The sequence below is a fragment of the Elioraea sp. genome, assembly GCF_051860475.1.
Classification (GTDB): Bacteria; Pseudomonadota; Alphaproteobacteria; order Acetobacterales; family Acetobacteraceae; genus Elioraea.
Genome location: NZ_JBHYDW010000128.1, coordinates 1 through 12,902, shown reverse-complemented (window position 1 = coordinate 12,902; position 12,902 = coordinate 1). Strand labels below are relative to the sequence as shown.

12 protein-coding genes and 2 pseudogenes are annotated in these 12,902 nt (G+C 71.2%); 9 read left to right on the top strand and 5 right to left on the bottom strand.

What is annotated here, in order from left to right; all coding sequences use genetic code 11:
• The 6 genes and pseudogenes from ACTIFU_RS18450 to otnC form a co-directional block, all read left to right on the top strand.
• Positions 1-455, top strand: a pseudogene (locus ACTIFU_RS18450) (dehydrogenase); the annotation flags it as partial.
• A 12-nt stretch (positions 456-467) separates the two neighbouring features.
• Complete coding sequence (locus ACTIFU_RS18445) at positions 468-869, top strand: 6-pyruvoyl trahydropterin synthase family protein (protein ID WP_439579785.1); 402 nt, start codon at positions 468-470, stop codon at positions 867-869.
• Entirely contained in the window at positions 866-1,918 is a 1,053-nt protein-coding gene (locus ACTIFU_RS18440; protein WP_439579784.1) for a glycosyltransferase family 4 protein, read from the top strand. Before ACTIFU_RS18445 ends, ACTIFU_RS18440 begins: the two co-directional genes overlap by 4 nt.
• A complete protein-coding gene (locus ACTIFU_RS18435) occupies positions 1,915-2,775 on the top strand; it encodes a class I SAM-dependent methyltransferase (protein WP_439579783.1) in 861 nt (286 codons plus the stop codon). The genes ACTIFU_RS18440 and ACTIFU_RS18435 overlap by 4 nt, the downstream gene beginning before the upstream one ends.
• A gap of 3 nt (positions 2,776-2,778) precedes the next feature.
• The gene (gene otnK / locus ACTIFU_RS18430; protein WP_439579782.1) at positions 2,779-4,056 is read left to right on the top strand and encodes a 3-oxo-tetronate kinase; all 1,278 of its coding nucleotides are present in this window, start codon (positions 2,779-2,781) and stop codon (positions 4,054-4,056) included.
• On the top strand, positions 4,053-4,688 hold the full coding sequence (gene otnC, locus ACTIFU_RS18425) for a 3-oxo-tetronate 4-phosphate decarboxylase (RefSeq protein WP_439579781.1): 636 nt from the start codon (positions 4,053-4,055) through the stop codon (positions 4,686-4,688). The genes otnK and otnC overlap by 4 nt, the downstream gene beginning before the upstream one ends.
• A gap of 72 nt (positions 4,689-4,760) precedes the next feature.
• Here the strand turns inward: otnC and ACTIFU_RS18420 are convergent, their stop codons facing one another.
• The 4 genes from ACTIFU_RS18420 to ACTIFU_RS18405 all read right to left on the bottom strand — a co-directional run bounded on the left by ACTIFU_RS18420 (position 4,761) and on the right by ACTIFU_RS18405 (position 9,570).
• Entirely contained in the window at positions 4,761-5,249 is a 489-nt protein-coding gene (locus ACTIFU_RS18420) for a histone H1-like repetitive region-containing protein (RefSeq protein ID WP_439579786.1), read from the bottom strand.
• Positions 5,250-5,688: 439 nt separating this feature from the next.
• On the bottom strand, positions 5,689-6,636 hold the full coding sequence (locus ACTIFU_RS18415) for a branched-chain amino acid transaminase (protein WP_439579780.1): 948 nt from the start codon (positions 6,634-6,636) through the stop codon (positions 5,689-5,691).
• A 96-nt stretch (positions 6,637-6,732) separates the two neighbouring features.
• Positions 6,733-7,872 (bottom strand): bifunctional 2-methylcitrate synthase/citrate synthase, encoded by a 1,140-nt coding sequence (locus ACTIFU_RS18410; RefSeq protein WP_439579779.1) that lies wholly within the window; start codon positions 7,870-7,872, stop codon positions 6,733-6,735.
• A 33-nt stretch (positions 7,873-7,905) separates the two neighbouring features.
• The gene (locus tag ACTIFU_RS18405; RefSeq protein ID WP_439579778.1) at positions 7,906-9,570 is read right to left on the bottom strand and encodes an MmgE/PrpD family protein; all 1,665 of its coding nucleotides are present in this window, start codon (positions 9,568-9,570) and stop codon (positions 7,906-7,908) included.
• A gap of 157 nt (positions 9,571-9,727) precedes the next feature.
• Here ACTIFU_RS18405 and ACTIFU_RS18400 point away from each other — a divergent pair, with 157 nt between their 5' ends.
• Genes ACTIFU_RS18400 through ACTIFU_RS18390 form a run of 3 tightly spaced genes read left to right on the top strand, consistent with a single transcriptional unit; the run spans position 9,728 to position 12,529 of the window.
• A complete protein-coding gene (locus ACTIFU_RS18400) occupies positions 9,728-11,098 on the top strand; it encodes a dihydroorotase (RefSeq protein ID WP_439579777.1) in 1,371 nt (456 codons plus the stop codon).
• A gap of 13 nt (positions 11,099-11,111) precedes the next feature.
• A complete protein-coding gene (locus ACTIFU_RS18395) occupies positions 11,112-11,567 on the top strand; it encodes a GlcG/HbpS family heme-binding protein (RefSeq protein ID WP_439579776.1) in 456 nt (151 codons plus the stop codon).
• Positions 11,568-11,572: 5 nt separating this feature from the next.
• Entirely contained in the window at positions 11,573-12,529 is a 957-nt protein-coding gene (locus tag ACTIFU_RS18390) for an N-carbamoyl-D-amino-acid hydrolase (protein WP_439579775.1), read from the top strand.
• On the opposite strand, the pseudogene ACTIFU_RS18385 reads toward ACTIFU_RS18390, so the two are convergent.
• Positions 12,453-12,902, bottom strand: a pseudogene (locus ACTIFU_RS18385) (RNA polymerase subunit sigma-70); the annotation flags it as partial. The gene ACTIFU_RS18390 and the pseudogene ACTIFU_RS18385 overlap by 77 nt on opposite strands.

Sequence of the window (12,902 nt, the reverse complement as noted above, 5' to 3'; positions counted from 1 at the left end):
TGGATCGCGACCCCAACAAGGCGGCGGTCGCCGCCGCGCTTGGCCTCGCCTTCGCCGCGCCGGCGGACGCGCCCGCCGAGGCCGAGCTGATCGTGCACGCCTCCGCCTCGCCCGACGGCCTCTCGCTGGCGCTCGCCCGCGCCGCGTTCGAGGCCCGCGTCGTGGAAGCCTCGTGGTTCGGCGACCGCACCGTGCCGCTGCCGCTCGGCGAGGCGTTCCACAGCCGCCGGCTGCGCCTGATCTCCTCGCAGGTCGGCGCGATCGCGGCCCCGATGCGCTTCCGGCGCAGCCATGCCGAGCGCCTGGCCCTGGCGCTGCGTCTGCTGGACGACGCGCGGCTTGACGCGCTGCTCGACGGCCCCACACCGTTCGATGATCTTCCCGCGACCATGGCGCGGCTCGCCGCGAGCCCCGGCGCGCTCTGCCACGTCGTCGCCTACGACCCGTCGGTCTGAAAAGGAGCACGCGTGTTCAGCCTGACCGTCTGCGACCACGTGATGATCGCCCACTCCTTCAGGGGCGAGGTGTTCGGCCCAGCACAGAAGCTGCACGGCGCGACCTACGCGGTGGAGGCGGAGTTCCGCGTCGCCACGCTCGACGCGCACGGGCTCGTGGTGGACATCGGCCTCGCCCGCGCCGAGCTTCGCCGCGCGCTCGACGGCTTCGACTACGACAACCTCGACGCCCTGCCGCAGTTCGCCGGGCAGAACACGACCACCGAGTTCATGGCCGCGCATGTGCACGCGCTGCTGGCCGCGGCGCTGCGGGACGGACGGCTCGGCGAGGGCGGCAGGCGGATCACGGCGCTGAAGGTGCTGCTGCGCGAGAGCCCGCTCGCCTGGGCCGCCTACGAGGCCGCAGTGGAATGAGCGCACTCGCCATCGCGCTGATGGTGCCCGCACCGTTCGACGCGGTGTCGGGCGGGTACGGCTATGACCGGCGCATGGTGGCGGGCCTGCGCGCGCGCGGTCATGCGGTGCGCGTGGTGGAGCTGGCCGGACGGCATCCGCTGCCCGACGCAGCCGCCGAGGCGTCTGCCTGGCAGGCGATCGCCGATCTCCGCCCGGGCGAAATCCCCGTGATCGACGGGCTTGGCCTGCCGGCCTTTGCGCGCGCAGCCGAGGCGGTGTCGCGCGCCGGCACGATCGGGCTGATCCATCACCCGACGCCGCTGGAGAAGGGCCTCTCCGAGGCGGATGCCGCACTGTTGCGCGAGAAGGAGACCCAGCTCCTGCCGCAGCTCGCTCGGCTGATCGCGACGTCCCGGACCACCGCGAGGGCGCTTGCCGGCATGGGCATCGCCGAGGCGCGCATCGCCGTGGTCGAGCCGGGCACCGACCCGGCGCGGCGCGCGCAGGGCCTGCAGGGGGCAGGCTGCGCGATCCTCTCGATCGGCGCTGCCGTGCCGCGCAAGGGCCACGACCTGCTGCTGCGCGCGCTCGGCCGGCTGACCGATCTCGACTGGCGGCTGACCATCGTCGGCAGCCTGGAGCGCGACCGCGCACACGCCGCCGCCCTCGCCGCCCTCGCGCGCGACCTGACGATCGCCGAGCGCGTCACCTTCGCCGGCGAGATCGCCGACGAGGCGCTCGAGGCGCTGTGGTCTGCGACGGACCTGTTCGCGCTCGCCACCTGGCATGAGGGCTACGGCATGGCGGTCGCCGAGGCGCTGAAGCGCGGCATTCCCTGCGCGCTCACCTCGGGTGGCGCGATCGGCGACCTGCTGCCGATCGATGCCGGCGTGATGGTGCCGCCGGGCGACTGGGTCGCGCTCTCGCGGGCGATCCGACGGCCCATCTTCGACACCGCACTCCGCCACCGCATGAGCGACGCGGCCTTCGCCGCAGGGCAGCGCCTGCCCGGCTGGGAGACGCAGGCGGACGCCTTCGCGCGTGAACTCGCCGCGGTCGCCGGATGAGCGAGGAGTTCTCGGCCGGCTGGCTCGCCCTGCGCGAGCCGTTCGACCGCGTGGCGCGCTCGCGCAGGCTCGCGGCGCGGCTGGCCGCGGCACTGCCGGCGCGGCCGCGGCTCATGGATCTCGGCGCCGGCACCGCCTCGCTGTTCCGCTTTCTCGCGCCGATCATCGGTCGCGCCCAGGCCTGGACGATCGTCGACGCCGACGCCGAGCTGCTGGGCCATGCCTTCGCGCGCACCGCCGACTGGGCCGAGGCACACGGGTATCGCATCACCACGCCGGGTCGCGCCCTGCTGATCCACACGCCTGGAGGGGCGTGGCGCATCGAAGCGCTCGCCACGGATTTCGGCGATGACCCGTCGCGTCTGCCGTTCGGCGCACACGACGCGGTGGTGTGCTCGGCGCTGATGGACCTTGTCTCGCCCGCCTGGGCCGAGCGGCTCGCCGGGTCGCTGCGCATGCCGTTCCTGGCCTGGCTCAATGTCGACGGCCGCGACCGGTTCCGCCCGGCACATCCCGATGACCGGCTGGTGGCCCGCGGTTTCGCGCGCGACATGCGCCGCGACAAGGGGCTCGGCCGCGCGATGGGGACGGACGCACCGGCGACGCTCACGCGCCTGTTCGCCGCGCGCGGGTTCACGGTGGCCACCGCACCGTCGGACTGGATCATCCCGCCGATCGCCGCACCGATGCTCGAGGCGATGGTGCGCGGGCACGCGGCCGCCGCCGCGAACGCCCTGCCCGCCGCCACCGCACGCATCGCCGCATGGGAACAGCACCGACTGGGCGCGCTCGCACGTGGCCGGTTGGCGCTCACCATCGGCCATCGCGACCTGCTCGCCCTGCCAGCGGAGACCTGAGCCATGCCGATCCTCGGCGGCGTCGCCGACGACTTCACCGGTGCGACCGACCTCGCCAACACGCTGGTGAAGGAGGGGGCGCGCACGGTGCAGCTGCTCGGTGTGCCGCGCGCGGACGATCCCGTGCCGGACGTGGACGCGATCGTCGTGGCGCTCAAGTCGCGCACCGCGCCGGTGCGCGAGGCCGTGGCCGAGAGCGTCGCCGCGCTCGACTGGCTGCTCGAAGCAGGCTGCCGGCAGGCGTTCTTCAAGGTCTGCTCGACCTTCGATTCGACCGACGAAGGCAATATCGGGCCCGTCGCGGATGCGCTGCTGGCGCGCCTCGGCGCCGGCTTCGCCCCCGTATGCCCCGCCTTCCCGACCAACGGCCGCACGGTCTATCTCGGCCATCTCTTCGTCGGGAGCGTCCTGCTCAACGAGAGCGGCATGGAGAACCACCCGCTGACACCGATGCGCGACGCCAATCTGATCCGCGTGCTCGGGCGGCAGACGCAGGGCAGCGTCGGACTGGTGCCGTTTGCGGCCGTCGACCAGGGCGCGGGCGCGATCCGGTCGGCCTTCACCGCGTTGCGCGACCAGGCGCGGCGCTACGCGATCGTCGATGCGCTGACCGACGCCCATCTCCGCGCCATCGGTGCCGCCTCGGACAATGTCGCGCTGATGGTCGGCGGCTCCGGCCTCGCGATCGGCCTGCCGGACACATGGCGCGCTGCCGGCCTGCTCGCGACGCGCGGCGATGCGGCGCATCTGCCGCCGGCGAGGGGGCGCGCCGCGGTGGTCGCCGGCAGCTGCTCGCGCGCGACGCTCGGCCAGATCGGCTTCGCGCGCGACCACGTGCCCACGCTGACCCTCGATCCGCTCGCGCACCCCGATACGGCTGCCCTCGCGCAGCAGGCGATCGCCTGGGCCGAGGCGCAGCCGGCGGACCGGCCGATCGTGATCGCCGCGAGCGCGACACCGGATCGCGTCGAGGCGCTGCAGGAGGCGCTCGGACGCGAGGCGGCGGGACATCTGATCGAGCACGCCCTCGCCGATGTCGCCGAGGGGCTGGTCGCGCGCGGCGTGCGGCGGCTGGTGGTGGCGGGCGGTGAGACCTCCGGCGCGGTGGTCTCGCGGCTCGGCGTGCGGCAGCTCGCGATCGGACCCGAGATCGATCCCGGCGTGCCCTGGACCTACGCGCCCGACACCGCGGGCGGGCTGCATCTCGCGCTGAAGAGCGGCAATTTCGGCGGCCGCGATTTCTTCCTCAAGGCGTTCGCGATGCTGGAGGGCGCACGATGAGCGACGAGCCAGAGCTGCGCGAGGCGATCTGCACCCTTGCGGCGAGCCTGTTCGGGCGCGGCTTCTCGGTCGGCAGCGCGGGCAACATCTCGGTGCGGCTCGCCGACGGGTTCCTGATCACGCCGACCAATTCCTGCCTCGGCCGGCTCGATCCGTCGCGCCTGTCGCGCCTCGATGCGGCGTACCGCCATGTCGGTGGCGACACGCCGTCGAAGGAGGTGTTCATGCACCGCGCCTTCTATGCCGCGCGCGCGCAGGCGCAGGCCGTGGTGCATCTCCACTCCACCTGGGCGACTGCGGTCGCGTGCCTCGACGATGTCGATCCAGGTGATCCCATCCCGCCGCTGACGCCCTACTTCGTGATGCGGATCGGCGGCGCGCTGCCGGTGGTGCCGTACTACCGGCCGGGCGACCCGGCGATGGAGCCGGCGATCGCCGAGCGCGCGCGGAGCGCCCGGGCTGTTCTGCTCGCCAACCATGGACCGGTGGTTTCCGGCGGCTCGCTGACGGATGCGGTCTATGCCGCGGAGGAGCTTGAGGAGGCCGCGAAGCTCTTCATGCTGCTCCGCCGCGACCGGGTGCGGCACCTGACCTCGGACCAGGTCGCGGATCTGCACCGCACCTTCGGCTGACAGGCCAAGAAAAAGGCGCGTCCGCCGCAGCGGACGCGCCCTGCACGACCAGCCCGAAGGCCGGTCACGCACTCACATGCTCGGCGTATCCGAGGCGGGCGCCGTCGGCGCTTCGGCAGCGGCCTTGCGCGGGCGGCGCGTCGCTGGCTTGCGCGCGGCAGTCTTGCGCGCCGCCGGCTTCTTCGCAGCGGCTGCGCGACGCGTCGCCGGCTTCTTCGCCGCAGCGGTCTTGCGCGCAGCAGGCTTGCGCGCCGCGGGCTTGCGCGCCGCCGTCTTGCGGGCCGCCGGCTTCTTCGCCGCAGCCGCACGACGCGTCGCCGGCTTCTTCGCCGCGGCGCGCTTCGGCGCCGCCTTCTTGGCCGCGGTCGCACGCTTCGGCGCCGCCTTCCTGGCCGCCGGCTTCTTCGCGGCCGCCTTGCGCGCCGCAGGCTTCCTCTTCGCGGGCGCCTTCTTGGTCGCCGCCCGCATCGCCATCGGCTGCGCGCGGGACTCCGCGGCCTCCGCATTCGCCTCGCGCGCCGCACGGATGGCCTCGACCGCCGCCGGCACGTCCTTGGTCATGGACACGTGCACAAACTCCTTTCTGTTGAGGGTCCCGTCACGCAGGCACATCCCCGCAGGCCGCGGCTGGGCCGCGGCGGCGACAAGTGGCCGCCCGGCATGCGAGGCCCGGACGCGCCGGTGCGCACGAACGCCGACGGTGACGCAACGCGCCATCGCCGGGACCCGATCGCCCGCATCTCGCTTGCCCGGGGATGCCTCGGTCACCGGAGTGACTTCGGCGTGCGTGCGGTCCATGGACCGTCCTTCCCTCTCGCGGACACTTCAGATGCGGCGATCGCATGCGCGAATCGGATTGCATCTGCATCCGCAACATCACGCTATGCGAGTCGTGTGCAGCGCTGTCAACAAAAAGCAATCAACGCGCAGCATTTTCATCCGCGTCGCGCGCGCGAAGCACACCGCAGGATGTATCGGCGACGCGCTTGCGTCGCTCGGATCACTCCGCCGCGCGTGCGGACGCTGCTCCGTAGACCGGCGTGCGCCACGCCGGATGCAGCGCGCTCTCGCCCTTCGCCACCGCGAAGTAGAGCGCCTGCAGGCGCTTCGTCAGAGCGCCGACCCTGCCGTCGCCGACGGGCAAGCGATCGACCGAGGTGATCGGCGTCACCTCCCAGGCGGTACCGCAGAAGAACGCCTCATCGGCCGCATAGAGCTCGCTGCGGTCGACGTCGCGCTCCTCGACCGCCACCCCGAGCTCGTCGCGCAGCAGGCGGATCACTGCGTCGCGGGTGATGCTCTCCAGGATGCCGCTGGTGACGCTCGGGGTGACGGCGACGCCGCCGCGCAGCATGAACAGGCACATCCCGGGCCCCTCCGCGACCTTGCCGATGTTGTTCAGCAGGATCGCCGCGCCGTAGCCGTTTGCCTTGGCCTCGTGCACCGCCATGCGGCCGTTCTGGTAGTTGGCGTTCGCCTTGACGCGCATCGGCAGGGCCGCGTCCTCCGGCCGGCGCCACGACACCACGCCGGCGGCAAGTCCCTCGGTCAGCGCCTTGGTCGGCGGCCGCGTGTTGGCGGTGCAGCAGAACGTCACGGGCCCGACCGAGTACATCTCGCCGTCGCCGTCGAGCAGGGCGGAGAGGCGGATATGCACCCCGTCGCGGAACTCGTTGGCGCGCACCACCTCGATCACGGCACGTTCGAGCTGGCCGAGATCGGCGGTCACGTCGAACCGCATGACCTTGATGCCGAAGGCCAGGCGCTCGAGATGCTCCCGCAGGCGGAAGACGAACATCTCGCGCTCGCCCTCGTTCCAGTAGCCGCGCAGCCCCTCGAACACGCCCGCGCCGTACTTCACCGCCGGCGAGTAGACGTGGATGCGCGCCTCCTCCCACGGCACGAGCCGGCCGTTGAACCAGGCGAAGCGGGGATGGGTGTCGGCCATGGGCGTCTCTCCTCTCGGCGTTTGCGAAAGGCTAGGCCAGACGCAGGAAGGGCGCGAGCCCTGCGACCCGCGCCCCTGCCTTGCGGTCGGAACGTTTCAGCGCGCCTTGATCGGCGGGATCTCGCGCTGGGCCACGCCGACATAGTGCGAGAGCGGGCGGATCAGTCGGTTGTCGGCCATCTGCTCGAGCACATGCGCCGACCAGCCGGTGATGCGGCTGGCAACGAACAGGGGCGTGAACATCGGGATGTCGAATCCCATCAGGTAGTAGGTGGGGCCGGCCGGGAAATCGAGATTGGGGTGGATTCCCTTCATCGCCAGCATCTCCTCGGCGAGGATGCGGCTGATCTCCACCCACTTCTCCCCACCGAGCCGGGCGGCGACGATGTCGCGGTACCTGCTCATGGTCGGCACGCGGGAGTCGCCGGAGCGGTAGACGCGGTGGCCGAACCCCATCACCAGGGCGCGGTGCTCGAGCTTGTCGTCGATCCATCCCTTGGCCTTCGAGGCCGTGCCGACCTCCTTCAGCATGTGCATCACCGCCTCGTTCGCCCCGCCATGCAGCGGCCCCTTCAACGCGGCGATGCCGGCGGTGACGGCGGCGTGCAGGTCGGCGCCGGTCGAGGCGACCACGCGGGCGGCAAAGGTCGAGGCGTTGAACGAGTGCTCGGCATAGAGCGTCATCGAGACGTCGAACGCCTTCACGATCTCCGGGTCGGGAACCTTGCCGAAGAACATGTGGAAGATGTTCTCGCTGAAGCCGAGCTCGGGTTTCGGCTGGATCGGCCGCTTCCCCTTGCGCAGCCTGCTGATCGCGGCGATCGCGGTCGGGATCTTGGCGTAGAGCCGCATCGCCTTGCGCCGCGTGGCCGCCTCCGAGACGTCCTGCGCCTCAGGGTCCTCGAGCCCGAGGAAGCTGACCGCCGTGCGGGTCGCGTCCATCGGGTGGGCCTTGCGCTGGAAGGACTCGATCGTGCGGATCAGCACCTTGCTGATCTTGCGGTTCTCGCGCTCCTCCTTCGTGAAGGCGTTGAGCTGCTTGCGGTTCGGGAGTTCCCCGTTCAGCAGCAGATACGCCACCTCCTCGAAGCGGCACTGCTCGGCAAGGTCCTGCACCGCGTAGCCGCGATAGGTGAGCGAGTTGGTTTCCGGCATCACCTTCGAAACCGCGGTGACGTCGGCATGCACGCCGACCAGGCCCTTGAAGACCTGCGGCGCAGAGACGGTGTCGTTCATCGGGCCAAGCCTCTCTTCCTCACCCTCGTGACCTCAACCCCGGCTGCGGCGGGTGCGCGGGGCCTTCTTGCCCTGCACGACCTTCTTCACCCGCCGCGCCTTCTTCATCGTCTTGGTGCGCGCCTTCTCCTCGGCCCGCCGCACCACGCGCCGTGCCGCCGCCGGCTCGGCCGAACGCATCGGCGCATCGAAGATCCCCTTCACCGGCGAGAGCGTCACCCGGCCCGCCGGCAGGGCCACATTCAGCGCGGCGAGGCCGCCCGCCGGCAGTGCGGCGAGGTCCTGCACCGCCTCGAGGAAGCGGTTCGCCTCGCGCGCGGAGATGATGCCGTCGGTCAGCGTCCGGAACTTGCGGATGTAGTCCGGGCGCTGGAACGGGCGGGCGCCAAGCGAATGGGCATTGGCGACCGCGAGCTCGTCCTCGATCACCGTGCCGTCCTTCAGGACGATCTGCACCCGACCGCCGAACGCCTTCTCGTTCGGGTCATCGGAGTGGTAGCGGCGCGTCCACTCCGGGTCCTCGGTGGTCTCGATCTTGTGCCACAGCCGCACGGTGTCGGCGCGCTGGGCGCGGCGCGGGGTGTAGCTGTCGACGTGGTGCCAGCGCCCGTCCTGCAAGGCGACCGCGAAGATGTACATGATGGAGTGGTCGAGCGTCTCGCGCGACGCCTTCGGGTCCATCTTCTGCGGGTCGTTGGCACCGGTGCCGATCACGGTGTGGGTGTGGTGGCTGGTGTGGATCAGGATGCGCTCGATCGCCTCGAAGTCCGTGATCCTCTCGCGCATGCGGAAGGCAAGGTCGATCAGCGCCTGGCTCTGGTACTCCGCCGAATGCTCCTTGGTGTAGCTGTCCAGGATCGCGCGCTTGGCCTCGCCCTTCTCGGGCAGCGGCACGAGGTACTCGTGATCGCGGTTCTCGCGCCCGGCCAGCATCCAGGCGATCACGCTGTCCTCGCCCTCATAGATCGGGTTGGGCGCCCCCTCGCCGCGCATCGCCCGGTCCACCGCCTCGACCGCGAGCTTGCCGGCATGGGCCGGTGCGAACGCCTTCCACGAGCTGATCTCGCCCTTGCGGCTCTGGCGCGTGCCGAAGCTGACATGCACCGCCTGCTGCACGGCCTGGAACACCACGTCCTGCTTCAGCCCGAGCAGTGTGCCGATGCCGGCGGCGGCGGCCGGACAGAGATGGGCGATGTGGTCGATCTTGTGGCGGTGCAGGCAGATCGCCTTCACCAGGTCGATGTGGATCTCGTAGGCGGTGGCGAGACCGCGGATCACGTCCTTGCCCGAGCGGCCGACCGTCTGCGCCACCGCCAGCACCGGCGGGATGTTGTCGCCCGGGTGCGAGTAGTCGGCGGCGAGGAAGGTGTCGTGGAAGTCGAGCTCGCGCACCGCGGTGCCGTTCGCCCAGGCAGCCCATTCGGGGCTGACCGTGCGCGCGGCCGGCAGGCCGAACACGGCAGCACCCCCCTTGCGCGGATGCGCGAGCGCCATCATCCGCGCCGAGGCGACCGGGCGGCGGTTGACCGCGGCGATCGCGACCGCGGCGTTGTCGATGATCCGGTTGATGATCATCTCCGCCACGTCCCGCTGGACGGCGACCTTGTCGACCGCCACGCCGGCGATCTTCCAGGCGAGCTGCTCTTCGCGTGGCAGCAGCGCCTTGGAGGGATGGACGCGGACGGAGTGGAGCTTCATGCGGGATCCCCGTTCGTTCGGATGGTTCGGGCGCGGCGCGGGCCGGGACGGGTTGATCGCAGCGGCCGCGCGGTCTTGACTGGCGGGCGGATACCTAGACCTGCCCCCGAGACGGGCGCAAGACGTGCACCGAACGACGCCGGAGACACCAAGCACAATGAGCGAACTGCCGCCGCCCTTCGACCGCGTGGTGCTGGGCGACCTCGTCACCAGCGAGACGATCCTCCGCGACGGCTTCGTCGCCGTACGCGACGGGCGCATCGCCGCGATCGGCGAGGGCCCGCCGCCGCCCGCGGTCGAACTCTCCGATCACCGCGGCATGCTGGTGTTCCCAGGCCTGGTGGACGGGCACATGCACACCGCCTCGGCCTTCGGCTGGCCCGGGATCGAGACCGCGACCCGAACGGCGGCTGCCGGCGGCGTCACGACCGTCGTCGACATGCCCTACGACATCCCCAAGCCCGTCACCAACGCGGAGCTGTTCAACGAAAAGATTGGCTGGGTGAACCGCACCGCGCATGTGGACGTTGCCCTCTACGCCACGATCCAGAAGACCGGCGGCACGCACCACATCAAGGACCTCGCTGCTGCTGGCGCCTCGTCCTTCAAGCTCTCCACCTACGAGTATGACGCGACGCGGTTCCCGCGCATTGACCATGTCGAGATGGAGCGCGCGTTCAGCCTGATCGCCGAGACCGGGCTCATGGTTGCGCTGCACAACGAGGACCAGGAGATCGTGGTCGCGATGACGAAGGCGGCACAGGAGTCCGGCCGCACCGATCCGATCATGCACTGCCGCACGCGCCCGCCGCTCTGCGAGAACCTGGCGAACGTGACGATCTTCGAGATCGGGCTCGCCACCGGCGCGCATGTCCACATCGCCCATTCCTCGCTGGCGCGCGGCTTCGACCTCGCCGAGACCTATCGCGGCTTCGGCATGCGGGCGTCGGGCGAGGCCTGCATCCAGTATCTCTGCATGACCGAGGACGACATCGTCCGGCTGAAGGGCAAGGGCAAGTGCAACCCGCCCTTCCGCACCGCCGAGGAGGTCGAGCGGATGTGGGACCGGCTGGTGAGCGGCAAGATCGCCTATGTCTCGACCGACCACGCCCCCTGGCCGATCGAGCGCAAGCTCGACGAGGACATCTTCAAGAACGGCGCCGGGCTCACGGGACTGCAATCCTTCGCGCCCTTGATGCTCTCGCTGCTCGCCGAGCGCGGCCTGCCGCTGACGCTGATGGCGAAGTACTGCGCCGAGGAGACCGCGCGGTACCACGGCCTCCTGCCGAAGAAGGGGCGGATCGCCGTGGGGTCCGACGCCGATCTCTGCGTGATGGAGCGCGGCGACTTCACGTTCGACGAAGCGTCGATCGTCGATCGGCCGGAGTGTCGCTGGAGCCCGTATCACGGTCGGGCGATGCGCGCACGCGTTGCCGCGAGCTATCTCCGCGGGCGGCAGATCTGGGACGGCACGTCCGTGCTGAACAAGCCGGGCGACGGATCGTTCGTGAAGCGGCAGACGGCCTGAGGGAGGACACGGCATGGCGCATCCGATGGTCTATCCGGTTCACTCCGCGATGGCGCTGGAGGCCGCATCGACAATAGTCGACGCGGCGCTCGCCGCAGGGCGGGAAGCCGGCTGCGCGCCGCTGGTGGTCGCCGTTGTCGATGCCGGCGGGCAGCTCGTCGCCTACAAGCGCGAAGACGGCGCCGGGCTCGCCCGCTTCGCGATCGCGATGGGCAAGGCGATGGCGGCCCTTGGCCTCGGCCTGCCCTCGCGCGAGATCGGCGCGCGCAACGCCGAGCGGCTGGCGTTCCTGAATGCCGCGGCGGCCGCGACGGGCGGTGCGTTCGTGCCGGTCGCCGGCGGCGTGCTGGTGATGCAGGAGGGGCGCGCGATCGGCGCGGTCGGCATCAGCGGCGACACCTCGGACAAGGACGAGGCCGCCGCGGTCGCCGGCATCACCGCAGCCGGGCTGACGCCGCAGGCGGGGTGACGGTGATGCCGCGGATCGTTCGTGTCGCCGCCTGCCAGATGGGCCCGACCCAACGGGCCGACAGCCGTGCCCACACGCTGGGGCGCATGATCGCGCTCCTGGAGCAGGCAGCGGAGGAAGGCGCGGCGCTCGCCGTGTTCCCCGAACTGCCCTTCACCACCTTCTTCCCGCGCTGGCCGCTCGAGGACGAGGCGGAACTGCTCTCCTACTTCGAGCCGGCGATGCCGAACCCGAACGTGCAGCCGCTGTTCGACCGGGCGACGGCGCTCGGCATCGGCTTCCATGTCGGTTACGCCGAACTTGCCCCCGCGGCGTTCGAGGACGGAACCGTGCGCCGTCGCGGCTACAACACCGCGATCCTGGTCGGCACGGACGGCACGATTCTCGGCAAGTACCGCAAGGTGCACCTGCCGGGTTCGGAGCAGGTGAAGCCGGACCAGAGATACCAGCAGCTCGAAAAGCGCTACTTCGCCTATGGCGATCTCGGCTTCCCGGCGTTCCACGCCTTCGGCGGGATCATCGGCATGCTGATCTGCAACGACCGCCGCTGGCCCGAGGGCTGGCGCTGCCTCGCGCTGCAAGGCGCGGAGATGGTGCTGGTCGGCTACAACTCGGCTGCCTACGACCCGAACGGCGGCGAGGGCGAAAGCGCGGAACTGCGCACCTTCCACTCCACCCTGGCCGCGCAGGCGAACGCCTACATGAACGCCTGCTGGGCAGTGGCGGTGGCCAAGGCCGGGGTGGAGGACGGCGCCGGGCTGATCGGCGGGTCGTGCATCGTTGATCCGAACGGGCTGATCGTCGCGCAGGCCAAGACGCTCGCCGACGAGGTGCTGGTGGCGGACTGCGATCTCGACGCGTGCCTTCAGGGCAAGACCAAGATGTTCAACTTCGCGGCCCACCGGCGGCCGCAGCACTACCGGCGGATCGTCGAGCAGGTGGGGGCGATCCCGCCGCCGTAGCGCCCGCGCGCTCGACAAGGAACGCACGCACGGCCGGATCGGCGGCGAGCGCGATCGCGCGCGCGAAGGCGACCGCCGCCTCGGCGCCGCGGCCGTGCCGCGCCAGCAGATCGGCACGCAGCGCCCAGTACGGCTGGTACGGCTCCGCCACCTCGCGCGGGATCGTCTCGAGCGCCGCCAGTGCGGCCGCCGGGCCAGCGGTTTCGGCCAGCGCGGCCGCACGCCCGATCAACGCACCGAGGCTCGGCGCAAGCGCGATCAGCCCCTCGTAGAGATGCGCGATCGCGGCCCAGTCGGCGGCGCCGAAGCGACGCGCGACGTGGGCGGACTGGATCGCTGCCTCAAGCTGGTAGCGGCCCAGCACACGCGCACG